General features: G+C 46.6%; 20 protein-coding genes. All 20 read right to left on the minus strand.

All coding sequences use genetic code 11. The annotated features are described in order from the left end of the window. Positions 1 to 91: 91 nt before the first annotated feature. Positions 92 to 1,540 carry a metalloprotease TldD gene (tldD, locus tag L5L91_RS16575; protein WP_113940074.1) on the minus strand — a complete coding sequence of 483 codons (1,449 nt, stop codon included), beginning with the start codon at positions 1,538 to 1,540 and terminating at the stop codon, positions 92 to 94. Between the two features lie 133 nt (positions 1,541 to 1,673). Beyond that, entirely contained in the window at positions 1,674 to 2,504 is an 831-nt protein-coding gene (locus L5L91_RS16580; RefSeq protein WP_263148064.1) for a carbon-nitrogen hydrolase family protein, read from the minus strand. Beyond that, positions 2,428 to 6,708: a YhdP family protein gene (locus tag L5L91_RS16585; protein WP_263237165.1), complete on the minus strand. Its 4,281-nt coding sequence runs from the start codon at positions 6,706 to 6,708 to the stop codon at positions 2,428 to 2,430. Before L5L91_RS16585 ends, L5L91_RS16580 begins: the two co-directional genes overlap by 77 nt. Continuing rightward, positions 6,708 to 8,174, minus strand: a complete 1,467-nt coding sequence (rng, locus tag L5L91_RS16590) for a ribonuclease G (protein WP_263178720.1) — start codon at positions 8,172 to 8,174, stop codon at positions 6,708 to 6,710. The genes L5L91_RS16585 and rng overlap by 1 nt, the downstream gene beginning before the upstream one ends. A 218-nt stretch (positions 8,175 to 8,392) precedes the next feature. Then, the gene (locus L5L91_RS16595; protein WP_263237167.1) at positions 8,393 to 8,998 is read right to left on the minus strand and encodes a Maf family protein; all 606 of its coding nucleotides are present in this window, start codon (positions 8,996 to 8,998) and stop codon (positions 8,393 to 8,395) included. Positions 8,999 to 9,000: 2 nt separating this feature from the next. Beyond that, positions 9,001 to 9,489 (minus strand): rod shape-determining protein MreD, encoded by a 489-nt coding sequence (gene mreD, locus L5L91_RS16600; protein WP_105251286.1) that lies wholly within the window; start codon positions 9,487 to 9,489, stop codon positions 9,001 to 9,003. Then, complete coding sequence (mreC, locus tag L5L91_RS16605) at positions 9,489 to 10,493, minus strand: rod shape-determining protein MreC (RefSeq protein ID WP_263237169.1); 1,005 nt, start codon at positions 10,491 to 10,493, stop codon at positions 9,489 to 9,491. Before mreC ends, mreD begins: the two co-directional genes overlap by 1 nt. Before the next feature lie 44 nt (positions 10,494 to 10,537). Then, positions 10,538 to 11,587 carry a rod shape-determining protein gene (locus tag L5L91_RS16610; protein ID WP_105251284.1) on the minus strand — a complete coding sequence of 350 codons (1,050 nt, stop codon included), beginning with the start codon at positions 11,585 to 11,587 and terminating at the stop codon, positions 10,538 to 10,540. 340 nt (positions 11,588 to 11,927) lie between these two features. Continuing rightward, positions 11,928 to 15,668, minus strand: a complete 3,741-nt coding sequence (locus L5L91_RS16615; RefSeq protein ID WP_263164347.1) for a DUF6701 domain-containing protein — start codon at positions 15,666 to 15,668, stop codon at positions 11,928 to 11,930. 28 nt (positions 15,669 to 15,696) lie between these two features. Continuing rightward, entirely contained in the window at positions 15,697 to 16,176 is a 480-nt protein-coding gene (locus L5L91_RS16620; protein ID WP_173247166.1) for an MSHA biogenesis protein MshP, read from the minus strand. Further along, positions 16,166 to 17,038 carry a PilW family protein gene (locus tag L5L91_RS16625; protein ID WP_173247169.1) on the minus strand — a complete coding sequence of 291 codons (873 nt, stop codon included), beginning with the start codon at positions 17,036 to 17,038 and terminating at the stop codon, positions 16,166 to 16,168. The genes L5L91_RS16620 and L5L91_RS16625 overlap by 11 nt, the downstream gene beginning before the upstream one ends. Next, positions 17,038 to 17,568: a type II secretion system protein gene (locus tag L5L91_RS16630; RefSeq protein WP_263164333.1), complete on the minus strand. Its 531-nt coding sequence runs from the start codon at positions 17,566 to 17,568 to the stop codon at positions 17,038 to 17,040. Before L5L91_RS16630 ends, L5L91_RS16625 begins: the two co-directional genes overlap by 1 nt. After that, positions 17,558 to 18,046 carry a type II secretion system protein gene (locus tag L5L91_RS16635; protein WP_219250723.1) on the minus strand — a complete coding sequence of 163 codons (489 nt, stop codon included), beginning with the start codon at positions 18,044 to 18,046 and terminating at the stop codon, positions 17,558 to 17,560. Before L5L91_RS16635 ends, L5L91_RS16630 begins: the two co-directional genes overlap by 11 nt. A 171-nt stretch (positions 18,047 to 18,217) precedes the next feature. Then, complete coding sequence (locus L5L91_RS16640; RefSeq protein WP_107881443.1) at positions 18,218 to 18,736, minus strand: prepilin-type N-terminal cleavage/methylation domain-containing protein; 519 nt, start codon at positions 18,734 to 18,736, stop codon at positions 18,218 to 18,220. 127 nt (positions 18,737 to 18,863) lie between these two features. Continuing rightward, the gene (locus tag L5L91_RS16645) at positions 18,864 to 19,481 is read right to left on the minus strand and encodes a prepilin-type N-terminal cleavage/methylation domain-containing protein (protein WP_105251278.1); all 618 of its coding nucleotides are present in this window, start codon (positions 19,479 to 19,481) and stop codon (positions 18,864 to 18,866) included. A 76-nt stretch (positions 19,482 to 19,557) separates the two neighbouring features. Further along, on the minus strand, positions 19,558 to 20,052 hold the full coding sequence (locus tag L5L91_RS16650; protein ID WP_263178676.1) for an MSHA biogenesis protein MshF: 495 nt from the start codon (positions 20,050 to 20,052) through the stop codon (positions 19,558 to 19,560). Between the two features lie 50 nt (positions 20,053 to 20,102). Further along, the gene (locus L5L91_RS16655) at positions 20,103 to 21,323 is read right to left on the minus strand and encodes a type II secretion system F family protein (RefSeq protein WP_126491075.1); all 1,221 of its coding nucleotides are present in this window, start codon (positions 21,321 to 21,323) and stop codon (positions 20,103 to 20,105) included. 2 nt (positions 21,324 to 21,325) lie between these two features. Further along, positions 21,326 to 23,086, minus strand: coding sequence for a GspE/PulE family protein (locus tag L5L91_RS16660; RefSeq protein WP_113940085.1), 1,761 nt, complete (start codon positions 23,084 to 23,086; stop codon positions 21,326 to 21,328). Further along, positions 23,083 to 24,396 (minus strand): tetratricopeptide repeat protein, encoded by a 1,314-nt coding sequence (locus tag L5L91_RS16665; RefSeq protein ID WP_263237170.1) that lies wholly within the window; start codon positions 24,394 to 24,396, stop codon positions 23,083 to 23,085. The genes L5L91_RS16660 and L5L91_RS16665 overlap by 4 nt, the downstream gene beginning before the upstream one ends. Beyond that, the gene (locus L5L91_RS16670; protein ID WP_263186522.1) at positions 24,393 to 25,301 is read right to left on the minus strand and encodes an ExeA family protein; all 909 of its coding nucleotides are present in this window, start codon (positions 25,299 to 25,301) and stop codon (positions 24,393 to 24,395) included. The genes L5L91_RS16665 and L5L91_RS16670 overlap by 4 nt, the downstream gene beginning before the upstream one ends. Positions 25,302 to 25,306 lie beyond the last annotated feature (5 nt).

Genomic DNA, 25,306 nt, shown 5'->3' on the forward strand with positions numbered 1-25,306 from the left:
CACCTCTAGAGTAGTTACTCTAATTTCCTTTGCGAATGATAACATTCATGGTGGGCAGCGACTAGAACCCATAGACGTAAGGTTCTAGGTTTTATGCTGTTCCGCCCACGGTAAGCTTATCGAGTTTTAGGGTCGGTTGACCCACACCCACAGGCACACTTTGACCATCTTTACCACAAACGCCCACACCTTGATCTAAAGCCATATCGTTACCGACCATAGAAATCTGGCTCATAGCCTCAGGGCCATTACCGATTAAAGTGGCCCCCTTAATGGCTTGAGTAACTTCACCATTTTCAATCAAATAGGCTTCGGATGCTGAGAACACAAACTTACCCGAAGTGATATCGACTTGGCCACCACCAAAATTAGGGGCATAAATGCCTTTCTTCACCGATTTGATAATCTCACTGGGATCAGACTCACCGGCCGTCATATAAGTATTGGTCATACGTGGCATAGGCAAATGTGCGTAGGATTCACGGCGGCCGTTACCCGTTGGCGCAACACCCATTAAGCGAGCATTGAGTTTGTCTTGGATGTAACCCTTTAAAATACCGTCTTCAATCAATACCGTTCTTTGGGTTTGTACACCTTCATCGTCGATACTCAGTGAACCTCGACGATTAGGCAAGGTGCCATCGTCGACCACTGTCACTAACTTAGACGCAACTTGCTGACCAACCTTGCCGCTAAAAGCACTGCTACCCTTACGGTTAAAGTCGCCTTCTAAACCATGTCCAACCGCTTCGTGGAGCAATACACCGGGCCAGCCATTACCTAACACCACTGGCATTTCACCCGCTGGTGCATCGATGGCATTTAGATTGACCTGCGCTTGACGCACGGCTTCGCGGGCAAAGGCGAAACACATAGGTAAACCTGTGTCATCGCTTGCCATTAAAACACCGTAGTCATGACGACCACCACCACCGGCGCCGCCACGTTCACGTTTACCGTTTTCTTCCAAAATCACGCTACAGTTAAAACGAACCAGAGGACGGATATCGGCCGCCAGAGTGCCATCACTCGCAGCAACGAGGATTTCTTCGTGCACACCAGCAAGGCTAACCACCACTTGAATAATCCGGCTATCTAGACTGCGAATAAACGCATCGGCTTCTTTCAGCAGGTTGATTTTTTTGACTTCTTCCATCGCCGCAATCGGATCTAAGCTGTCGTATAACGCCAATGCTTTTTGACGTTTAAAGGCTTGTACCTGAGTCTGCTCACCCGCACTAGCAATGCCACGGGCAGCCTGTACTGCAGCGCTTAAGGCGGCAGGAGTGATGTCGTCGGCATAGGCAAAACCCGTTTTCTCACCGCTGATGGCCCGCACGCCCACACCGCGTTCAATATGGAAACTACCGTCTTTGATGATGCCGTCTTCCAGCACCCAAGATTCGTGGCGACTACCTTGAAAATAGAGATCGGAATAATCGATTTTGTGCTGATGTATGGTGTTTAGATAGGTTTGCAGGCCATCTAACGCTAACCCATTCTTCAATAAACTTTGCTCTACTTGTGCTAAAAATGGCATCTATGCTCTCTTTGACCCCAAGGGATCTTGATATTCTGAGTGTAAATTCGGTGTACTAATTCTATGTGTTAATGCTGCGTATCGACTCAAGCGCAAATTCAGCATTTCAACTCGTCTGCTGGCTATTGGCACATTATTTCAAGCTTGGTTCAAGGAAACGATTATGCTGCATGACGAGCATTTTACTGCGAATACTGTGCAGTTCGGTTAAGTCGACCTCAGCCTGTACCCAACCCGTACCGGTTTTAAGTTCAGCCAAAATATTCCCCCAAGGACCGACTATCATGCTCTGCCCCCAGGTTTCTCGACTGCCTTCGTTATGCTGTCCCCACTGAGCTGCAGCAAGAATAACGCATTGGGTTTCAATCGCTCTTGCCTGTAACAATACCTGCCAATGGGCTTCCCCCGTCACCTTAGTGAAGGCAGAAGGGACAGTAATAATCTCAGCCCCCGCAAGGCGCATCGCCCTAAACAAGTCGGGAAAGCGTAAATCATAACAGATGGTTAAGCCAATTTTGCCAAAAGGTGTATCGATAACGCTAATGTGATCACCGGGGCAAAAGGTTTCGCTCTCGCGATATTGTTTTGTACCATCGGCAACATCCACATCAAAAAGGTGTAGTTTATCGTAATACCCTAAAGTATCACCTTTATCATCAAACAAATAACTGCGACTATAGACACGACCATCCTCAGCCAACGCCGGAATAGTCCCCGCGACCATAAACACCCGATACTTGGCGGCCAGTGCACTTAACGCCGATTTGAGCGGACTCTGATGAACATCGCCCGCATAGGCAAGTTGCTGACTTTCATGGCCACCAAACAGTAAACTGCATTCGGGTAACACGACTAAATGGGGCGCATCGACATCCCGTTTGAGTTCGTTAAGCTGCGATTCGATAAACTGCAGATTGGCGCTGACGTCGCGACTGCTCTGACATTGCAACAGGCTGATATGCATTTTGATCTCCCTGAATTTGCTTAATCGGTTCTACTGCTTCGCGATGCTCTGGTATGGCTGGCACTTCTGGCGTAGGTACTGCTTGAGGTTGAACTCGCTTTAAATCGGGTTCTTTAATTTTATCAGCAGGCTTTGGTTCATCTCGCTTTGGTTCTGCTGATTTAGCCTCTTGAAGCTGTGATTCTTGAGACTCTGATCCTTGAGAGCTCGGTGCCTGCACTGCTTTAGCCTCGACTGATTGAGCTTCCGTTGATTTGGCTTCAATCGTTTTAACGTCTATCGGCTTAGTTAAATCAGTGTTGTGACTTTTAGGTTCAGTCGGCACCGCTGGGCGCTCAACGCCAACCACAGGTAAAATAGATTCTGGAATTTCAATCTCTTTACTCTTTCGCTCTAACTCTTCGACCACGGGCTCAGCCATAGTCCCAGTCACCCGAAAACGAATTTCTGAAATCACTTCAATCACAGGCTCAAGCACTTTTGTCAGGGCAAAGGCCCCCAGACCCAGTGTCCACGCGCTGGTACTGAGCAATACGACAGTCGGCACACTTGAGGCCAATTGTGGCACAAAGCGGATATCGTAATTCAAACTTTCAGTGGTGAGATCCGTATAGCCACGCACCTTCATATTACCCGCGATGGCATCCATTTCAGTGTCTGTGGTTTTCACCACGCCATTATCAATCTGCAGATTGCCATTGAAAGAGTTGAAATACATGCCCTGACCGAAGACATCGGTGAAATCCAGCGACAGTTTACGCACCAGAGAATCTAAACTGAACAGGGAGAAAATCCGCGCGCCCTTGTCACTCACCTGAGATAAGTGGCCTTTGCCTAAGTTGAATTTCACCTTGCCATTTAAGGTTTCGAGGGAGAAGGCATAGGGAGCACCTTGCCAAGATAAGTCCGCATTAACCTTCAAGGGGGCTTCATTAACGCCAGGCTCTATACCCAATTGAGCAGACAGATAACTAAACTGAGTGGCATTTAACTCAACACTGAGATCAGTTTTATTCTGTCCAGCCTGTTGCTGCCAAATGCCACTGCCCTGCAAATTGACATTGGGCGTAGTCAAAGACAATGTTTGAATTTTATATCCTGCCGCTTGTGGGCTCGCCTGCAAAACGAGCTTTCCAAAGGATTTATCGAAGAAACGAAAATCTTCCACATTCACTGCAACTGGCGGCAAGTTAGTGAGCACTTGATCACTGGCAAAATCGGCATCCGTGTTCGGCTTTAACTCAGGTGAAAAATAGAATTTATTCGCCACAACTTTGAGACCTTGAGTTTTCCAATTTGGATAGAAATCGATCCAACCGTCAAATTCGTTGGCAACGGTATTAAAACGCCATCCCGTCTCGTTAGGCTTAGCATTAAGCCTAAGCTCCGTCAGTTCTTGCCCTAAAAGATCGAGCCGACCGATATGAGAATCGATACTCGCCACCGCGGGAAATAAACTTTTATGTGGAATATCATCAACTAAAATGCCCGTTTTCGGTATTTTCTCTTGACCAACAAAGGCATTAATCACAGGTAACCATTCGGCTAATTTGGCCTTACCGAGATCGATTTGAATATGACCTTGTTTCGTATTTCTGGCTTCATCCTCACCAAATAAACGCCCCAATAACAAGTCAAAATAACTAAAATTTGCGCCTTTATCGGCATCGAAACCACCGATAAACTCGGCATGACTGGCAAGTTTGACATCGAGCGTCGCATCATCTTGATCGCCAACAAACTCAGCGACTAAAGGTCGTGGTTCATTTTCGGGTTTAGCAAAGTATCCTGGGAGTAACAGTTGTGTCCCCAGCATATCCGAAGTTACTTTGGCTTGGATTTGATAACCTTGCTCAGTAAATAGCATAGTCATAGCACCGTCCCAACTGATTTTTCCCTGATAAAAATCACTCAAGGGATTGTGCAATTCATCGGGGAGACGGCTGAGCTCCCAACGACTTTTCAGCGAAAGATTAAGGCCAAAATCTTTACCTTTAGGCTGAGTGTCGAAAGTTAAACTGAGCGGTTGTTCGAACAAGCGCGCTTTAATGCCTTTTCCTGTCACAACCTCATTCGCAAAGTCGACTACACCAGTCACGCCATGAAGTTGAAGCCCTGGCTGAGCAATATATACCGGTGTATTATCAAAACGGATTTGACCACGAATATCTTCAGCTTCACCTTCATACAGTGGAATGCTGATGTCTAAAGTGCCAGTAACAGCACCTTGCACTTGCACGACATCTAAGGTTTTGCCTACTGAGCTCGCCAAAGGTGAGGCTTGTAACACCTTAGTCGCCGCACTGCCTTGAGTAGCAAGTTCGGCTTCAATCCTTAGCAGCGTCTGTTCACCAATGGCGGGAATAAATACATGGGCACCTGTGGCATCCACATTCATCAGCTTGCCTTGGTTTAACCAAAGATCCATGCGGGTATTTTCAAACAAAGCGTTAAGGGACAGATCTGTTACCGCAGGCCAGTCGGGTTGAAACTGAAATTTGGCATCTGTTAAGGTAAATGCTGCCTGAAATACGCCGCTATTATCATCGAAGGGAAAACCACTTAACGGACCACGCCAAACAACTTGCGCATCTTGGGTCTGACCCGCTTTAAGCCCAGTATCCAAATACTCGGCCAGTGATTCACCCATCGCCTTATTAGGGAAATACTTGTCGGCATTGGCCACATTGTTGATACGAACATTGGCCGCCAGCGCCATGTGTGCAGCACCGCTAAAGTCCAAATTCAATGCCGCATCAACGCCGATATCTTCGTTTTCAAACTGCAACTGAGGCACATTTAAACTCAGATGTTCAGTATCGAATTGACCATTAATTGGCGCCCCATTGAACACTAATGGCGCCGAAAATTCATCACCAAAATCGAGGGTGTACACTTGTTCAGGTAGAGAGAAATACAGCGTCTTATCTTGCCAGCGCAGGTTCACATCTACAGGATGAGTATTGGGAATACCGTCGACCTTCTGCCAATGCAACTGCTTCACTTCGGTACTGGCGAGCAAAGGCTGGTCGGCTGTTTGATACAGGCGGATTGGTCCAATATTCGCCTCGGGAGCTAACGCATGCCATTGACGTAATACGGCTCTATCGACTCCAGGAAATAGCGGCAGCAGCGGCAATAGACTCTGAGTATTAACTTGATTCACATAGGCAAATAATTCATCGTTTTGACGCTTCGCGGCCAGCGTTAATGCCGGCCAATGCTCACCATTGGTGACAAAATCCAGTCCTGAACTTTGCACTTCCCAACCCGTCGCCTTTGGCTGCCAAACAATGTCACCCGCTTGAATTTCAAATCTCTGCGGCTCTTGCTTTAATGTCCATTGCAGCCAGCTCGGCTCAAAATGAACCATAGCAGAACTGATGCTGCGGTCGGCAAACGTAAGCCAAGCCTTAAGATTGACAACCCCTTCTAAGGGTAACTTTTGAGTAGAATCATAGGGATTAGGCTGACGTGAAGCCCATTCACCTAAATCCAAAGAGTTAGCCGCCAAATAAATCTGCCCAGTCAAACTGTCGGGATTTGCACCATCGCCCTTGATATCTAACTGTAATCCGAGAGACTCATGCTCAGAGGCATCACTATCAAGATACAACTCTCCCGCACCGCGGTGACGCTCACCCTGATTGCGCCAGTTCAAATGACGAATATGGATCGGGCGAAACTCTTGGCGCATGCTCAGCAATTGCACTGTGGCATTGGTTAAGGAGAATCTATCGAGTTGTTTGAGTAACAGGGCATAAAGCCAATCGAGTTGCGGGGCTTTATTAATTGTGGCGGGATCGTTTTCAGTAAGCTTATCCATGTCTAAAGCGACATGGACACCCTCAAAATTGACATCTTCGATTCGCGGGGTGAGCGTGAGCAGCGATTGCCAAAAATCTAACTTCACTTGTACGTTCTTGATCATCAAGGTCACAGGCAGTTGTTCCTGTGGCGGGATCACTAAGTCATCGATGTTAATTGCAGGGCCAAATGCCTGCCAATGGGCGGATAACTCCCCCACTTGCACATCGACTTTATATTCGCTTTTTACGTAATTAACCAGTTGCTGGCGAACTTCATCAACCTGCGGTAATAAGCCACGGATCAAACTGACGGCAAGCGCAAACAAGACCAAAATAAGCGCCAGAAATTGCCAACAAAAACGGCTAAATTTTTTTGCAGTAAAAAGCGTAGCCACTACATCATCACCACATCGTATTTGTGCTGTGAGTACATAGGCTCATTTTGCAAACGGATGCGCTTACCTATGTAAACCTCAAGTTCAGCAATAAGATGATTATCATCGGTATGCAGACTTTGATACACGGCAGGCGAACAGTACAACAGGAACTCATCAGCATCGTAGGCACGGTTTAAACGGATTATTTCGCGAAAGACCTCATAGGAAACCGTCTCGACTGTCTTCATGCTCCCCGTGCCATGGCAGGCCGGACATTCGCCGCAGACGACATGCTCTAAACTTTCGCGGGTACGCTTACGGGTCATTTCGACTAGACCTAACCCCGAAAAACCACTCACATTGGTTTTCACCCTATCCTTAGATAAAGCGCTGGTTAAGCTGCTAAGAACACGAGCCTTATGATCCGCCGTCATCATGTCGATAAAATCGATAATAATGATACCGCCGAGATTACGCAGACGTAACTGCCTCGCTATCGCTTGGGTCGCTTCGAGGTTGGTATTAAAAATGGTTTCTTCAAGATTCCTGTGCCCCACAAAGGCACCGGTATTGATATCCACAGTCGTCATGGCTTCGGTTTGATCTATGATCAAATAGCCACCAGACTTGAGCTCGACTTTACGGCCGAGTGCACGTTGAATTTCGTTCTCCACATCGTAGAGATCAAAAATAGGCGCAGGTCCTGAATAGTGCTCAATCTTATCGGCAATCTCTGGCATAAACTCCTGCGCAAAAGACTGCAACTCGGCAAAAGTGCGGCGAGAATCCACTTGAATACGGTCCAGCTCAGTACCGACAAAATCACGCACAATGCGCACAGGTAAGGCTAAATCTTGATACAGGAGCGACACACCACCGCGTTTACGTCGCTCACTCACCTTTGACCAAACTCGGCGTAAAAATGCCGCATCTTGGGATAACTCATCTTCCCCTACGCCTTCGGCGGCGGTGCGGATAATAAAACCACCGTCATCATCAACATAGGGCAAAGTAATTTGTTTGAGACGACTGCGTTCTTCTTCTAGTTCAATACGCTGGGAAACACCCACATGGCTAGAACCTGGCATAAAGACTAAATAACGGGAAGGCAGCGTGATATCGGTCGTTAGGCGTGCGCCCTTAGTGCCCAGCGGATCTTTAACCACTTGCACCATAATGTCTTGCCCTTGACGGACTAACTCGGCGATATCACGAACAACGAAATGACCTTTCTCAACATCGGCGACACACTCAGTGTGCGGTACTATGTCGGACGCATGTAAAAAAGCCGCTTTATCTAAGCCAATATCGACAAAGGCGGCTTGCATACCGGGTAACACACGGCTGATTTTACCTTTGTAAATATTACCCACTAAACCCCGTTTCATCCGGCGTTCAATATGGACTTCTTGCAGCACACCATGCTCAACTAAAGCAACGCGCGCCTCAGATGGAGTTACGTTGATCAGTAATTCTGAACCCATCTTGCGCTGTATTTTATTTGGATTTAAGCGACTGGTATTCACGACTCACCCCATTCGGGAAACTAGATTAATTAATCGAAGTTACAAACTCTCTAAGCATGAAAACCGAATAAAGGAACAAGGTCAACGTCATTGGAGTACTCGATTCAGAGCCCTAAACGCCAATAAGGTTCATTCTAACCTCAAGCCAAAATCGCAATATAAGCAACCAGCAGCAGTTAAATAAAGCCAACTTCGGCTAACAACTCACGCGTTTCAACCAGAGGTAAACCTACAACGCCAGAATAACTGCCTTCAATTGCAGCCACAAAGCAACCGCCGAGCCCTTGAATGCCATAACTGCCCGCCTTATCCATGGGCTCTTTTGAAGCCACATAAGCCTCAATGTCAGCTGTCGATAAAGCGCAAAAACGCACTTGTGTTTCGACTAAGCGCACTGAAGCTTTTAAGGTTGAGTCAGACTCGCCTGCTTTGTAGGTCAGTGCCACAGCCGTCATCACAGTATGCGTTCGGCCAGACAGTTTACTGAGCGTTTGCTTAGCATCGGCCACATCCAGCGGTTTACCTAATATTTGATTTTCAAGCACTACGATAGTATCAGAACCTAATACAGCAGGCTGTGACATATCTGCGCATAATGCCAGTCCAGCTTGGGCTTTTTCAGCGGCTAAACGTCGTACATAATCCCTTGGCGCTTCGCCCTGTTGCACAGTTTCATCAATATCCGGTGCCACTTGCGTGAAACTAAACTCAGGACGACCGAATCCAATCTGTGCCAATAATTCTTTGCGACGTGGCGAAGTTGAAGCTAAAACTAAATCCACAGTTAACGAACCTTATAATGACGTCGAACCCGACGTAAAATCCAAAATATCCAAGGCCAGATCACTAATCCTGAAATCGCAGGTAAAAATAGATCCGTTTTGAAAACAGCCTCTTGCATCACAAATTCCACCCAGTAAATCACTAAGTGATAAATACAAATCAGTAGCATGATCACTAACGACTGCTGCCATTGAGGGAAGTTTCGCAAACGCTGGCAATGCAAGATAGCGATATAAATAACCAAAGACATGGCTAAAGAGCGCACACCTAAGGTGGCTCCCAATAAAATATCTAATACTAGGCCTAAAACCCATGCGGTTAAGATGTTGTATCTGTGGGGTAATGCGATAGACCAATAGAGAACAATCATTAATAGCCAGTCTGGACGCCAAGCATCAACAGCACTTGGCAAAGGCATGATCTGGCTGATCACGCCGATAAATAATGTCACCCAAACAATAAAGCGCCCATTGGCGGCCTGAAAACTCATTAATGCACCTCAGCCACAGGAGGAGTGGTTTCCGTTGACGGTTTGGTCGCAGGCGCGGTCACAGGTTTAGAAGCCTCTGCTGGCGTGACACTTCCGCCAGCAGGAACAGCGCTATCTGCTTTTGGTACATTATCGCTCGATGAATGATCCGCAGCAGGCACGGTAGGCTGACTCGGTAAAGTCACACCAGAATCGGGAGATGGCCAAATCAACAATAAATAACGAATACGATCTAACGCCGCTAAAGGCTGGGCGGTGACTCGAGCGTAACTTTGACCATCTTCAGTCAACACTTCCATAACCCGCGCGACCGGATAACCTTCCGGGAAACGATTCCCTAAACCTGATGTGACCAGCAAATCGCCGACACGAATGTCAGTACTCTTGGCCACATGGCGCAGTTCTATTTCATCTAGCTCACCCGTACCATTGGCAACAAGGCGCACATCATTACGGGTGATACGCACAGGTAATCCGTGTGATACATCGGAGAGCAATAACACCCTACTGGTTATTTCACTGACTTGTACCACTTGGCCAACAACCCCTTGAGCATCGACCACAGGCTGCCCAACAAATACACCACTGCGTGAACCATGGTTTAACACCGCATAGTGATGGAAAGGATCGCTAGCCACCTCCAATACTTCAGCCACCATTTTGCGCGAATCAAGGTAGGCTGGTGAGCCCAACAGTGCGCGTAAACGTTCATTTTCTTGGCGTAAGTGTTCGAAACGCTGTAAGCGTTCACTCATCAGCAGTTGCTGCCTGAGCAGCTCTTTATTCTGCAACGCTAACATATTGCGGGTGGCAAAACTTTCAGACGACCAGTCAAGCGCAACACCAGGCACGCTCGCTAAATACTGCAATGGACTAAAAAAAGAGGATAACGATTGCCGTACAGGATCGAGGCGATGATTAGCCACGAGCAAAGCCACCGACAAAATAATTGCCAGTGTCAGACGGAATTGGTTTGAAATACCACGAACAAAAATTGGCTTCATAGGAAAGCTAAGGCGGTGATTAACCGCCCCATACCGAAGTTAAATTAGGTTTCTTCGGAGAACAGATCGCCGCCGTGCATATCAATCATTTCGAGGGCTTTACCACCGCCACGTGCTACGCAGGTCAATGGATCGTCCGCCACCATTACAGGAATTCCGGTTTCTTGCATTAATAAACGGTCTAAATCACGCAATAAAGCGCCGCCGCCAGTTAACACCATACCGCGCTCAGAAATATCTGAAGCTAATTCTGGTGGAGATTGTTCTAACGCCACCATCACAGCACTTACGATGCCAGATAATGGCTCTTGTAAGGCTTCTAAAATTTCATTGCTGTTCAGTGTAAAGCTACGAGGTACACCTTCTGCCAAATTACGGCCGCGGACTTCGATCTCTAGCACTTCATCGCCAGGATAAGCAGTGCCGATAGTGTGCTTGATACGCTCAGCCGTGGCTTCACCAATCAAGCTCCCGTAATTACGGCGGACATAGTTGATGATCGCATCATCAAACTTATCACCGCCGATACGTACCGAAGACGAATACACTACACCATTAAGTGAAATAATCGCGACTTCAGTGGTACCACCACCGATATCCACCACCATAGAGCCGGTCGCTTCAGATACGGGTAAACCCGCACCAATCGCAGCTGCCATTGGTTCTTCAATTAAATACACTTCGCGAGCACCAGCGCCCATGGCTGATTCACGAATAGCACGGCGTTCTACTTGAGTGGCACCAACGGGCACACACACAAGCACGCGTGGACTTGGACGAAAAAAGCTATTGTTGTGCACTTGTTTAATAAAGTGCTGCAACATTTTCTCCGTCACATAAAAATCTGCAATAACACCGTCCTTCATTGGGCGGATAGCTTGGATATTGCCAGGCGTTCTGCCTAGCATTTGTTTAGCTTCTGTGCCGACCGCGGCAACAGATTTCTGACCGGAGCCACTACGCTCACCACGTATAGCAACAACAGAAGGCTCATTGAGGACTATGCCTTCGCCACGAACATAAATTAATGTGTTAGCTGTACCCAAATCGATCGATAGATCATTAGAAAAAATGCCGCGTAGCTTCTTAAACATGTAACTAGCCTGTATTCTGTGGAGTCAGAAGAAAAGAAAAATCAGCTAACTTTATCAATGCCACCCTGATTCCACAAGACCGAGGAGGTTAACAATCGCTAATGAAGTGATTTTTTTTCAAATCGCCACGTAAAAAACAGTATTTAAGCGGAAAATACTGTTTATTGACGAAAATATCAGCAACAAAAAACGAGTGAACATACAATTCAGCAACAAATATAAAACTAAGGCATTGCATTTAGAATCTGTTACAAGCGTTTTCGTCGACTTCCAATAAGTGAAATGGCAGCCCATTTCAAGGGAAAGCCTGAGTTCAATTTAATGAGAGAAATAACTCAGATTAGTTTACCTCACGCCAATAGATTATTTTGTCATGCCCTCGATAACGACCAAAATACGCACTTGCCCGCGGTTCAGTGACCGCTGTTGGCGATACGCCATTCCAATTCCAGTACCATTCTAGCCATGTCGGCACATCCAAGGGCGCCGTCACTTGGCCGCGGTATGGCAACCCACTTGTTGTAACGGCTTGCCAGAGTAACTCAAATTGGCCAGCTTGGAATGTTGCAGTCCCGCCAGAACGCACAACACTTTGTCCCGCCACTAAGTCGGGATCAAAATTGTAACCAAGAGCGGAATGATCAACCTGCGAACCCAAAGCATACACTGCCGTTGTGCAGTTATCGGCAGTATTTAAGGCCCAGCTGCCATTCCAAAATTCGGCCCGTGTCGGCATACGCAGTATTTCCGTCTCAGGACCATAGGTGTTATCCATCACTACACGGCCATGACGAAGGGTTTGAGTGCTGATTTTCTTAGCATTACAGTTAGTGCAAGTACCTGTTGATGCCGCATCCATGTCTGGTGAGGCCACATAGCTGTAAAGCCCATTCGGCCGAGGATCGTTATCCATCAATTGCACGCCAATATCGAGCAGCTCAAAGGGGCCATCCTGATACAGATTCGTCGCCACATTTGGGGTCACCCGACTAAAGTTAGCTTGGTAAGAAGCATCGACCGTCGCCACACCTTGATTCCAACTATCAGCCTTTATAGGTAAGGCACTTAAGCGACTCTGTAAATCAACACCATTATTGTTGTTTTCTCCCACCAGTTTTGCCGTGGCAAGGGAAAATGGCGGGAAATAGTTTTTCGTTATATCCCCCGCGATATTTAAAGCACTGAGCTCCATCGACATAGGGAACAGCTGATCCATATAGCTAAAGCCGCCACAGGCAGGTATGACCGATACGTTACTGATTAAAAATCTATCGGGCACAAAACGGCCAATATTAGCTGAATATCCAATTGGAATATTTAAGCTGCTTGCCGTCCCTAAATAATTTGGGCTAGCCTGCGCTGCAATTTGGAATACTCCAACTTCGCTGATGGTCTGATTGCTGATGGTATTGAGATTATTGGCCTGCGCCGAGTGGCTGTAGGATGCCACGCCTAACGCCCCATCAAGTCCGCCGTTGGCAATGCTTGGCGCAACGACTTTACTGGCAAGCTTCATCTGCGCATCACTAAAGTTAGGCGTGGGTAAGTTGCCCGAACAAAAGTCCGGATCGCCATCTTTTTCCCATGCCATCGCTTGTACTGTCATGCCAAAGGTTTGACCCGCTTTACGATAAACATTACACGTCATATTCGCGTTTGAGCAGCTAGCATTGGCATCTACAGACTTAACACACAATCCCGCTGGTACGCTGACAAATTGGTCTGAACCTGCCATGACTAAGCCCTGTTCATCACCTGTCCCTGTATATTTTGCATCTAGTTGTAATTTACCTGCATCAGGGTAATTGACTGAAATGCTTGCTTGTCCGTTGGTATCAAACAGCAGGTTCACCGCCGTAGGCGAGGCACTCGAGGTGCCAATTACCATATTGTTGATGGTGACGGCTTTAGGCGAGATAGGCGCGCTTGGCGTTTGGTAACTGCTCCAGAAATTCAGCGTTTTGGTCTGGCTTTGGAAGCTTGGGACACACTGCTTCGTCACATCGGATTTTTTCACCGCTTTGACTAACACTTGCTCGGGGCGATTCGCACGCTTATCGGGTACATCGAATACAAAACCACTGTCGGCAAAGGTGAGTGAACAATTGTTTTCACTCAAACCACCATTACCAATACGGCAAAGGGTTTTGCTTAATGGTTTAGTGGTGGGATTAGAGCCCTTCACGCCTAAAGTCACTACACCAGGAGTATTTCGCCTCAGTTGCAGTTGCGCCGTGCCACCGCTAAAGCTCACTTGATTACCGCCAACCCATACGCCATCTGCCGCAGAATCAGGTAATAAGGTTGCGCTAAGAGGTGCAGTAAAGAGTTGACTACAATTGGCATTGGCACAGGCTCTAATCGTTACCGTCTCAGCATTACAGGTCAGACCTTGACCCGTATGATCAAACTCAAAATGATCGATCTGAGCACCAATAGGATTTGATTTTAAAGCACAAATTTGCACGTTATCGATTTCGTGGTTGTTATTTGAGCCCCCCGTTGAGCCCGTTAAAGACAATAAAAAATCACTTGGAATGGCCGCCTGACCATTTTGTGCTGCGGCGTTAAATGCGGGAACTAAAGTCACAAAACCCGAACCTGTATTACGCTCAATTTTCACAATAGATTGATTCGCGGCTTGCGAATCAATTGTGATTTTATACCTGTGCGCAGGCGACACATTATTGCCGTCTACCGCAGGCGATAAGCAACTACCGTTCGTATTAGTAGTGCCATTACTACAAGCGCCGCGTAAATAATTATATCCTGACGTGCCGACACCCGAACCGCGAACCGCAACGGACTGGCGTCGCTGGCCGACATTAGAACTACCGCCTTCACCGGAGAAGTTACCGAACTCATCAATACCAAACCCAAGCCAACCACCCGCGAACCCATTAATACCAGGTTTATAACCGTAACCCAATGGACCGCCAAAGGCGCCAGGCTGCGGCGTTATAGAAGCATCCGATAACACTACCGCAATGCCGTCGGCACCATTGCCACCATAGGCATAGTGATCAAACTGGATCTCCACTAAGTTAGCTTTTCCAGGAAAGAGTCTTTGATAGGTAGATGCCGTAGATTGGTCAGATTTAGCTTCGGTTAAGCGTAATCGACCGCCTTGGATAGAAGGGGTAAATCCTCCACTACTTTTAGAAACAACCCAGTCATTACTCAAAGTGCTTTGGGAGAAATTATCGTTAAAGCATTGTAAAACAGGTGCAGGATTACAATTTGGAACAACATCAATCTTTGCTGCATTATCGTCAAATTTAATACTACTATTGCCACCTAAACTAATATTTCTAGCAGTAATAGCTCCTTCCAAAGAGGAACTCCCCTCTAGCACCGCATTCCCTTCAGCAACAACATAGGATTTAAGATATGCCCCTCCATTGAGAGTGAAATTTGAGTAGCTATAAATGAGAAATTTTTCTGGTTGCCCAACTGTGTTTAAGTTGTAATGCCTATAGTTATTTTTAATAAAAAATGACACGGTACCAGTTGATGGGAATACCAGAGTTACACCGTCATTAATAGATAAATTCTCAATCCAATATTGTCCAGCAGCCAGCTCAATACGGCCCGAAGTAGCAGTAAGCGACTTCATCTTATACACGCCATTATTGCTAACGAACCGAATTGTTTTATCTGAACCTCCATCAAGAACAATATTATTATACTCACCTTCAGTTACATTAATTCGCGTATTATCCCACGTGGGGGGCCCAACATTGTCAGGGCTTGAAGAAGTGCACTGAGAAAAATCAACACGATTAGAAGGTAAAGTTGCAATATAGTCTCCAGAACGACACCAACGATAAGAGTTGTTAGATGTTACACACAAATTGTCAAAGCTGTTTCCTCCTTGAAAATAGTTATAAGTTGGCAAGTCACTATACCAACGACCTGCATTATTAGGGGCATTGTATAAATAAGAACTGTTGAAGGTAATTGAACCGTTTCTATCGTAATTGTTTACACCTTCTATAAAGGTTTTAGTCCAATCTGCTTTTGCCAAATGGGATGTAAATGCCGTGATTAGGAGTAAAAGGATTAATGGGAATTTGGCCATTATTTTGTTAAATACCATTTTTGATAACTTAGTTCCCACGGGCTTCTACCTCAACTTGTCGGCTAACACGGGTCTCGCCGCTTTCACATACCGCTTTACTGTTGATTCGATATTGGGTGGTGGTACCTACCGCATAGGCTTTGCACGTCAAGGTCACAGTGCAGGCATGGAAACCTGTTACATTAGGAGGATTCCAAGTGCTCGTTGCAGGGCAAATGCCAACTGAACCATTTAATGGGAATAATGTTGCCAATGCGGCATCGGCGCCACTGTTCGCAGCGGCGAAGGCTCGCGTGCCCCACACTTCTTGGGTTAATCCAGTATCCCCGTCTTCCACTATATTGATCAGAGCTGACGCCAGTAGAAACATCACAGTGATCACAAATACGCCAATAATCAATGCACTGCCGTGTTGACGCGCAGGCAGAGCGTGAGAGGACGATCTTGATAGTGATGATCTGGATGCTGAGTTACGCCCTACCGAGCGACAATGTGAATTAAGGGACATTGATCACCTGCACTTGATGTCGATATTGGAACGTCTCACCATTTACATTAAACCGCAGTTGTAAATGCACCATAGCATTATTCACTAGGCTAGATGGCGTTAAAATCAGCGGTAAATCAGCACCATTATTTAAAACATTTGCCACACTTTGCGCCATTAGCACGCCCGTGCCCATAGTGGCAGGCATAGCGGCAGGATTTGGCTGAACGGCATTAAAGTTATAACCAGCATAACGCAATAATTGTAATTCATTGCCGCTTGGCCCCTTTTCAAAGCAATAGCTCACTGGACTCGAACCAAAATAGATCCTTTGCCGTGGTGATGCTTCTGCAAAACGTGTTGGCGCAGTAAAAGTCAGCGTCACTTGATGCTCCAAAGGGGAAGGCGCAGTAGCAATCGTTTTAACCTGCGCTCGCTTTTGTCTCGCGCTGCTATACACATCGGCATCAATCAAGGGATAGATCCAAGCGAATTGATTCACACGAATCGCACTCACCGTATTATCTAGAATAACTATCCCAGTGCTCGCGGCAGCAGCAGGCACAATTGGCATGGTTAGATAAGTCGTGCTGGCTTCGATAGGCACAAATTCAATACATTGATAGGTTAGCGAATCGGTATTAACTCGCAGGCTATTAGGCAAGGCACTACGCAACTCACGGGTCACTCGCTCAACAGCAAAACGGCTCTGACTTAGCACTTGATCGACTGAACTCGACTCAACAAAAATCCGCGTACCAAAAATAATAAAACTACTTACCCCGACCACGAGAATCCCCAGAATCAAGATAACAGTGACCATCTCGACCAAGGTAAAACCTAGTGTGGATTTTTTATTAACCGTAGATAAAGGTGAGGCCATCAGTAATTACTCCTCACCATATTGTAAGTAATCACTTCGTTGTCGGGCGTAGTCACATTAATCGTCACTAGCTTAGTATTGGACACTGCGCCATAGGCAACTGTGACGCTTAAGCGATAGTTAGGATAAGCATTTGCATAGGTTTGGGTCGAATTGAGCATAGTCGCGGTTTCATTTAAGCCGTTGTAATCATCCACATCGTTAAAGTTGTTTCGACTCTCACCGAACTCAGGGCCTAATGACGTTGAGCAATTACTCCCTAGCTGACTACCACAGGCTGGCGTGCCACCATTGGCATTGGTGTTTTGATCGTAACGTTTACCCCAGATTTCATTCATCACCGAATGTGCAAGCTCAGCACTGCGTACTCTATGTAAGGTACTGGCCGCACGATCAGCTTGGGGGAATAACATGCTGGTTAGCATCACTATTGCAATGCCAATCACTAACATACCAATGACTAATTCGATAAGGGTAAAACCCAACAGGCGGGCTTGAATATGGCCTTTAGAGAGAGCATTACTTCGCATAAATATAGCCCTCGGAGGATATATTAATCATCACAGTGTCATTTGCGGTCACGCGAATACAATCACCATTACAGCTTGGAAAAAGTCGGCCATTGATATCGAAATCAAGGGTAAAGTTGCTGCTGTTAGTGCTCACTAGCACTAATTGAGCACCACCTTGAAAAGCTTGGGTATAAAGCGGGTTTGGCGATAATGCAGTACCTGAACAAACCGCCCCATTTCGGGTAGAGAATTGACTCACTTGATAGCCAGTGCCAGAAACGGTTACACGAAAACACCTGTCGGTATTATTGAGCGCTTTTTGCTGTACTTGACGCAGCTCGCTAATGAACTCATTACGTAAACTATAGGCACTGTAGGAAGACTGAGTAAACAGGCGTGGCAGTACAACCACAGCAAGAATTGAAATCAAGATGATGGTCGTTACTAATTCTACTAAAGTAAATCCGGCCTGTTTTGACATAGAGAATTTAAGCATCACTCGCGTTAATTGCTGATTTCATGTACTAGGTTCAGTTTCTGCCAACGATATGATTAACGCAAATAAATGTCGGAAAACTCTTGGCGGACTCATTTATTTAAAATCATGTAAGAACCGCATTTTATCTAAAAAAAAGGCCTGCTAGGCAGGCCTTTTAATAAATGCATATTAACAATCAGAAGCATCAGGAATTGCAGAGAAAACAGGAGCAACTGTCGCACTTTCTGCTTGTTTATAAGTAAAACGACATTCTGCTGGAGCACCTTTTTGCCACATGGTCACAATACCCGTACCTTCAAATATAATCCAATCTGCACCGGTGTCAGTAGCAACTGTTGGATCTGTAGCACTGGTTCCTTCATCAAAGCTCACTTCTATAGCATTCTCCAACTCAATTTCTGTTGCTTGAAGATAGCCAAATTGCGTAACTGCGTTAGTACCTGTGCCAATATCAACAGAAGGAGGAGGAGTTGCTGTTGCAGCTTTTTTCTCTTCTCCAGCCAAGGCCGCTTTAGAATAAACCAAGCTATTTGCACCTTGGATTGAGGCTTTTAGACCATTCAAAGCAGAAACACGCGCATCACCTTGCAGGTTAATAAACTTAGGTGCCGCTGTGACAGCAAGAATACCTAAGATGATGATCACTACAACTAATTCAATTAAGGTAAAACCTTGTTGTCTTTTCATATAAAACTACCTTTCTTTCTAAGTGAGTACTCATGTGAGTACTAATTAAGTTAAGTCACTTTTAGACTCTATTACTTTTAAACTAAGCTACTTAAAACATGAACAAAATAAAACTATTAATTACTGTCTATGGTACAAATGGTGTTTGAGTGAAGCTTAATACTCTGCCTGTGCCTGGGTTATACACAATTCCCTTAGCACCTACCGTTGTTAAATCAGGGGCAGGAGTGGGTACACCATTCGTTTGATTTAGTACCAGTGAAGCCACTTGGTGATAAACACATAAATCTAAACCTGCGACGACTGCGCCAGTAATTGAGTTAGCACTGCCGCCTGCGGCGTTAATAACACGAGCGGTATAACGTTGATTACGTGCATCTTGGTTAAATAATACGTTACGTGGAGCACTCTGCAACACAGTGTTAAACACTTCTTGGCAACTGGCATTTGTCATAGCTGTCGCACTGGTTACTGAAGTTCCCGTTGGATAGCCAAAACGTGTATCGACATTTACTGTGTTACCGTCGAGAATAACGCTGCTATTTTGACGCCCATCAACTTCCCACTGAGAACGCACAAAGCTAACTGCAGTCGATAAACCACCCGCAACACCGTCAACACTGGCATCTTCAGCATCATCGGTGACATTTAAGAATCGTGGGATCGCCGTTGCGGCGAGTAAACCCAAAATCACAATCACAATCACAAGTTCGATTAATGAGAACCCTGTTTGCTTAGTTTTCATATATATGTCCCCAGACCTCAGAAATTTTATTCTAACAGTTAAATCAATTTTAAAAAGCCATTGAGTTAACAATATTTTACGGAGCAGTCAAAAAAATGACCCTGCCAGAGTTCAGTTGATAGCCTAAACTATCGCCATTTTTAGACCGATAGTGGCAGCTATTATCCTTAGCCAAATAATCCGCCTCTAGACCTAAATTATCAGTTTCAGCGCCCATTAACTGTTGCCACAAATCTTGGCAGCCTTGAGCATTTAAGTGCTTAGGTTGTGGCCATCCTAAATCATTGATATCGACAACACTCGACTCAGTTTCTAGGGAGGGATTATCAAATACCTCCCAGTTCAACTGCAATTGCGCCGGCTTACCCAAAGACAACCACTGGGAACGCACCATCACCAGCACATTTAAAAAACGAGCGTGTTCCACTTCCAATCCACGAGCCGCAATTTGCGGTAGCGTAAAAAAGTACTTAGCTCCGATCACCGCCATGATAACCAATACAATTCCAATGGCGATCATACGTCCATAGATACGTAATAGATCGCTTTCAGCCTTTTGCTGAGTCTGCATTTAACCTCAGTCCCACGTATAAGATAGGAAATAAATATTATCCATATCGCTTACTTACCGCCTTTGACCACATTGAGCATATCCCACATTGGCAGGTATATCCCCAAGGCTAACACTAAGACAATCACGGCCACAAAACCGATCAAAATTGGCTCCAATTTCGCGGTGAGGTTCTTTAAATCATAGTCTACTTCGCCCTCATAGAAATCTGCCGCATCATTGAGTAATTGATCGATTTGCCCCGTTTCTTCGCCCACAGCCACCATTTGCAGCACTAGTGGTGTAAATAACTTGCTCTGATTCGATACCCTCAGCATAGAGTCGCCAGACTCTATGCCACGGCGCATACCGACTATCTTGTCGTGCATATAGGCATTATCTACCGCGTCGGCCACTAAACTTAAGGCCTGCGTCATCGGTACGCCCGCACTGAGCATCATAGAGAAACTGCGACAATAACGGGCTAACGTCGAACGCTCAATAATCGACCCTACGGCGGGAATGTGTAACTTCCACTTATCCCACTGCTTCTCACCTTTTTCCGTATGGTGCCAGTAACGAATGCCAATAATAGTGCCAATCAGCGCCACCAACATCAGCGCCCAATAATTCACGAATAGATTTGATGTACCAATCAACACTTTTGTCGCCCACGGCAAGTCGGCGCCAAAGCGAGAAAACATCTCGGCAAACTTAGGGATCACCATGATATTGAGGATCACCATAGCGAGTGCAATCGCAATCAATACAAACATGGGATAACGCATGGCCGATTTAATTCGTCGCCGCGTCTCTTGCTCACGCTCGATATAACCTGAAAGTTGAATGAAGGCATCTTCTAACTTACCCGTGTTCTCCCCCACGTGCACCATAGAAACAAACAAAGAATCAAACACATCGGGATGTTGATTCATGGATGATGACAAGGGGCGCCCTGCGGTAAGCTGCTCTGAAATATCATTAAGCGCATCTTTCATTCGCTGGGAATGCGCCGTTTCAGATAAGCCTGCTATTGCCCGCAAAATAGGAATGCCAGAACGGGTCAAGGAGTACATTTGTCGGGTAAAAATCTGTAATTCTTCTAACGCGACTTTGCCACCAAATAACTTAGTCAGTGAGAACGACTTAGCCACTTTGGCGACTTTGACTTCAAGGGGGATAATGCCACGCGCCAATAACATGTCAGCAGCGGCACTTTCCGACGCGGCATCCAATTGTCCCGTAACGGATTGACCTTGACCACTGCGTCCACGGTATTGATAAATTGGCATAATTACGCCTCAACGCCTTGTTGGCTGATAATATCCTTCGACAAAGGTATCTGAGATTCACTCACGTCTTCCACCAACTTAGCAACCTCTTCAATCGTCGTCATGCCTTCACTCAGATATTGCAAAGCTGACTCAGCGAGTGGGGTGAAGTTAGGGCTCTGCAACGCGGCTCTGGCAAAATCCTGCGGATTACCAGTACGCATAGCATCGATCATCTTTTCGTCTAGCTCGAGGATTTCAAAAATACCGATCCGCCCGCGATAACCACTGCCATTACAACTCTGGCAACCCGTGCCAATCCTAAAATTCGCATGGGTAAAATCTTTGCGGCTCACACTACTCAGCCAGGCTTTTTCCTGCGGTGTTGGTTGATACTCTACCCCACAGTTATGGCAGACACGGCGCACTAAACGCTGGGCAATAATCACCCTTAAGGCACTAGCAACTAAATAACTCGCAGCACCCATATCGAGTAAACGTAGCGCACTGGTGACCGCATCGTTGGTATGCAAGGTCGATAGCACAAAGTGACCCGTTAATGCGCCCCTAAGGCCAATCTCCACGGTTTCTTGGTCACGCATTTCCCCCACCATGATGATATCGGGGTCTTGACGTAAGGTGGTGCGTAGTACATTTGAAAAGTTTAAGCCAATCTTATGGTTAACTTGTACTTGGTTGATCCGCGGCAATTGATATTCGACCGGATCTTCGACCGTGATGATCTTACGGTCGGCGGTATTGAGCTCGCTCAAAATACCGTACAAGGTGGTCGTTTTGCCGCTACCCGTTGGACCTGTGACCAGTAGCATGCCGTGGGGACGTTTAATCTGTTTACGAATACGCGCCAAAATAGCAGGCGGCATACCGGTTTCGTTTAAGGTCAATAAACCCGCCGATTGATCGAGCAAACGCATCACCACAGATTCGCCGTGGTAAATCGGCATAGTCGACATACGCACATCGATATGATGACCTTTGATTTCCATATGGAAACGACCATCCTGCGGCAAACGTTTCTCGGAAATATCGAGACCTGCCATCAACTTAAGTCGTAATACTAAAGCCGCAGCAATATTAACTTCATTCAGAATCGTTTCATGTAGCTGACCATCGATACGCTGGCGAATACGTAAGGCTTTATCACCGGGTTCGATATGAATATCCGAGGCGCGCATTTGCACTGCATCTTCAAAAATCGACTGCAGCAACTTAACCACTGTGGTTTCATTGTCACTGTCACCCGAAGTCAGACTGGCTAAATCGAACATCTCATCGGCGGCGTATTCCTCTTCGAGCTTACCAGCGATCTGGGCAATTTGGTCTGTACGGCGATATAAGTTATCAAACGCTTGCAGCAGTTGCTGCTCGGGCGCTACCGCTAACTTCAAACGCTTAGGTGCGATAAGCATTTCGAGGTGATCGAGCGCCTGCAAATCCGCGGGGTCGCTCATTGCAACCAATACGCTATCGCCCCGGTCTTCAACCGCTAAAGCGCGGAAACGTCGTGCTTGCACCTCAGGAATAAGATGCACCACTTCCGCAGGGATAGGCATTTTACTGATATCCAGCAAAGGCACATTCAATTGTTGCGACAAGAACTGCAGTAACTGATGTTCGGTAATCGATTGCAAATCAATCAGAGTACGACCCAGTTTTTTGCCCGTATTGCGCTGCTCGGCCAACGCCTGTTGCAACTGCGCTTCAGTAATAATGGCTTCTTGAACTAACAGATCGCCCAAACGCATTTTTAATCTGGGTTTCATTGGCTATCTCCTAGCTGAGTCAAACGTTGTTCAATAAAGGCACTCGCCTGCGCCGATAAGCCTCTATGGCCTAAAGCAGTCCGATAGGCTTGGCGTGCTTGGGGAAATTGCTGCTGCGAATCGAGCGCATAGGCCAGCCCCATCCACCATTTAGCCTGTTGAGGTTCTTGTTGCAATAATTGTCTATAGGCTTGTTCTGACAACGAAAACTGCCCTAACTTTTGCGCCAAATCCGATTGTACCATCCACTTTTGTCTCGCCAGCGGATGCGTGTCAGGTATGTTGGCTAACGTCACTAATGCGAGATCAGCCTGACCAGAGGCTTGCTGAACCCGAGCAAGCAATAAGGCAAAGTCTAACTGCTGTGGGAATAACAGCATGCCTTGCTGTAACACTTCACTGGCTTTGGCTAATTGACCTTGCCCATAATGTAGCGCAGCTAACTGCTTGCGCGCTTCATGCATACTGGGATCAAAGCCTAATGTTTGCTCATAATAACTAATGGCATCTTTGAGTTTGCCATCCCTTTCAGCCTCACTCGCTAAGGTGAACCGCTTCTGCGCCAACTGCTTTGGGGTCAACTTCACCTCAGTAATCGCCATTTGCCCTTGCTGTTGGGGCGTGAGTCGATTAGTGCCTGCATCAGCTTTAACTTCTTGTACTTTAAGCTCATTGCTCGCGTTAAGTTCATTATCGGCGGCAACACTGGCACGTTCTGACATCATTAATGCAGAGGGTGCGGCAGCAGTGACCTCGGCGCTTCGCACACTCGATGTGACACGATTCGACTGTGAATGGCTTGGCTCGCTTGCCGTATCGACTAGGTCATCTGCGAGTGCTGAGCTCTCATCTTGTTGCCGTTGTGACTCTTGTTCAACCTCGTTTTCTGATTCAAATTCTTGCGGCTGATTAAGTACAACGTCGTCGACACTGGGTTCAAGCTCTCCACTCTTAGTCGTAAACTCCTGCATAGTCGCAACGTTAAGCGGTTCTTCGACGACTTCGAGGCTTGCTGAAGGCTGCCTCGAAGTAATCTTGTCTACCTGCACAGGCTCGATTTGAGTCTGAGTAGATTCATTTTGCCCATTTGTTTGAGCCGAAATAGTCACTTCAGCAGGCTTTGCCATGAAAAGTTGCCAGCCATAAACCAGAGCGCCACCTAATAGCAATGACACACCACAGAGCAGCAGCCCGTTAAACGGAGCCCGCCTGCGCGCTAAATATTGCACCTGTGGCTGAGCCACGTTGCTGAGCTCATGCCCCTGCTGACGCTTGTCGAGATCCTGCAGCATCTTGTTGATCACGCTCATACAACACCCCTGAAAAAGTGTTGTAATCCCAAACCGAAAGCCACTGTCATCAAAGTGAAAAAAGGCAACCATTTCCACGATAATAATCGGCGAACACTTGCATCTTCGGTGTCTTGAATTGCGGCTTTAACGTGGGAGGTTTGCACACGAGTAGCGCCCTCGCCGAAACTCAGTAACAAGGCTTTATGGGCAAGAATATTGATCAATCTGGGGATCCCTCGGGACGCATAGGCTATCTGACGTGTTTCCCGTGATGTAAAGAGTGGTTCGCCCGCACGCCCAGCGATAGCTAATCGGTGGCGAAGATAAGCGTCGGTTTCATCCCATGTCAGTGGGCGAAGATTGTAGCTAAAAGTAATCCGCTGTCTTAATTGCCTAAATTCTTGGCGTTTAAGCCTGTCATCGAGTTCGGGTTGCCCAAATAACACTACCTGTAATAATTTGCGTGTCTCGGTTTCCAGATTAGTGAATAACCGCAGCGCCTCAAGACTGTCGTCCGGCAATGCCTGCGCTTCATCGAGTACCAATACGATGGCGTGCCCGTGGGCGCTCAAGGCTAAAAGCTGCTGTTGAATAAGTCCAGTGAGTTGCTGTTGGTCGATATTGCTGGCGTATTTAAGGCCCAGCTCACTCGCTACCGCCCAGCGTAATTCAGTAGGAGTGAGATAAGGATTAGGCAAATATGCGCAATGAAACTGACTCGGCAATTCGTTGATAAGCTTGCGGCAAATCAACGTTTTGCCAGTCCCCACTTCCCCTGTCACCTTGATAAAGCCTTCGCCCGTTTGTAGCGCAGTTTGCAACACTTGCAAGGCTTCCACATGTGGCGACAGGCCGAAAAAAAATCCGGTATTGGGTGTCAGTGAAAATGGGGCGAGGCTTAGGCCAAAATGCTTCTGATACATAGAAG

It is taken from the genome of Shewanella sp. SM55 (genome assembly GCF_025654025.1).
Classification (GTDB): domain Bacteria; phylum Pseudomonadota; class Gammaproteobacteria; order Enterobacterales; family Shewanellaceae; genus Shewanella; species Shewanella oncorhynchi.

What these genes read in the sequence shown, in the direction of transcription:
- tldD (WP_113940074.1), bottom strand. Translation starts at nt 1,540, where the DNA reads ATGCCATTTTTAGCACAAGTAGAGCAAAGTTTATTGAAGAATGGGTTA.
- L5L91_RS16580 (WP_263148064.1), bottom strand. Translation starts at nt 2,504, where the DNA reads ATGCATATCAGCCTGTTGCAATGTCAGAGCAGTCGCGACGTCAGCGCC.
- rng (WP_263178720.1), bottom strand. Translation starts at nt 8,174, where the DNA reads ATGGGTTCAGAATTACTGATCAACGTAACTCCATCTGAGGCGCGCGTT.
- mreD (WP_105251286.1), bottom strand. Translation starts at nt 9,489, where the DNA reads ATGAGTTTTCAGGCCGCCAATGGGCGCTTTATTGTTTGGGTGACATTA.
- mreC (WP_263237169.1), bottom strand. Translation starts at nt 10,493, where the DNA reads ATGAAGCCAATTTTTGTTCGTGGTATTTCAAACCAATTCCGTCTGACA.
- L5L91_RS16610 (WP_105251284.1), bottom strand. Translation starts at nt 11,587, where the DNA reads ATGTTTAAGAAGCTACGCGGCATTTTTTCTAATGATCTATCGATCGAT.
- L5L91_RS16615 (WP_263164347.1), bottom strand. Translation starts at nt 15,668, where the DNA reads ATGGCCAAATTCCCATTAATCCTTTTACTCCTAATCACGGCATTTACA.
- L5L91_RS16620 (WP_173247166.1), bottom strand. Translation starts at nt 16,176, where the DNA reads ATGTCCCTTAATTCACATTGTCGCTCGGTAGGGCGTAACTCAGCATCC.
- L5L91_RS16625 (WP_173247169.1), bottom strand. Translation starts at nt 17,038, where the DNA reads ATGGCCTCACCTTTATCTACGGTTAATAAAAAATCCACACTAGGTTTT.
- L5L91_RS16630 (WP_263164333.1), bottom strand. Translation starts at nt 17,568, where the DNA reads ATGCGAAGTAATGCTCTCTCTAAAGGCCATATTCAAGCCCGCCTGTTG.
- L5L91_RS16635 (WP_219250723.1), bottom strand. Translation starts at nt 18,046, where the DNA reads ATGCTTAAATTCTCTATGTCAAAACAGGCCGGATTTACTTTAGTAGAA.
- L5L91_RS16640 (WP_107881443.1), bottom strand. Translation starts at nt 18,736, where the DNA reads ATGAAAAGACAACAAGGTTTTACCTTAATTGAATTAGTTGTAGTGATC.
- L5L91_RS16645 (WP_105251278.1), bottom strand. Translation starts at nt 19,481, where the DNA reads ATGAAAACTAAGCAAACAGGGTTCTCATTAATCGAACTTGTGATTGTG.
- L5L91_RS16650 (WP_263178676.1), bottom strand. Translation starts at nt 20,052, where the DNA reads ATGCAGACTCAGCAAAAGGCTGAAAGCGATCTATTACGTATCTATGGA.
- L5L91_RS16655 (WP_126491075.1), bottom strand. Translation starts at nt 21,323, where the DNA reads ATGCCAATTTATCAATACCGTGGACGCAGTGGTCAAGGTCAATCCGTT.
- L5L91_RS16660 (WP_113940085.1), bottom strand. Translation starts at nt 23,086, where the DNA reads ATGAAACCCAGATTAAAAATGCGTTTGGGCGATCTGTTAGTTCAAGAA.
- L5L91_RS16665 (WP_263237170.1), bottom strand. Translation starts at nt 24,396, where the DNA reads ATGAGCGTGATCAACAAGATGCTGCAGGATCTCGACAAGCGTCAGCAG.
- L5L91_RS16670 (WP_263186522.1), bottom strand. Translation starts at nt 25,301, where the DNA reads ATGTATCAGAAGCATTTTGGCCTAAGCCTCGCCCCATTTTCACTGACA.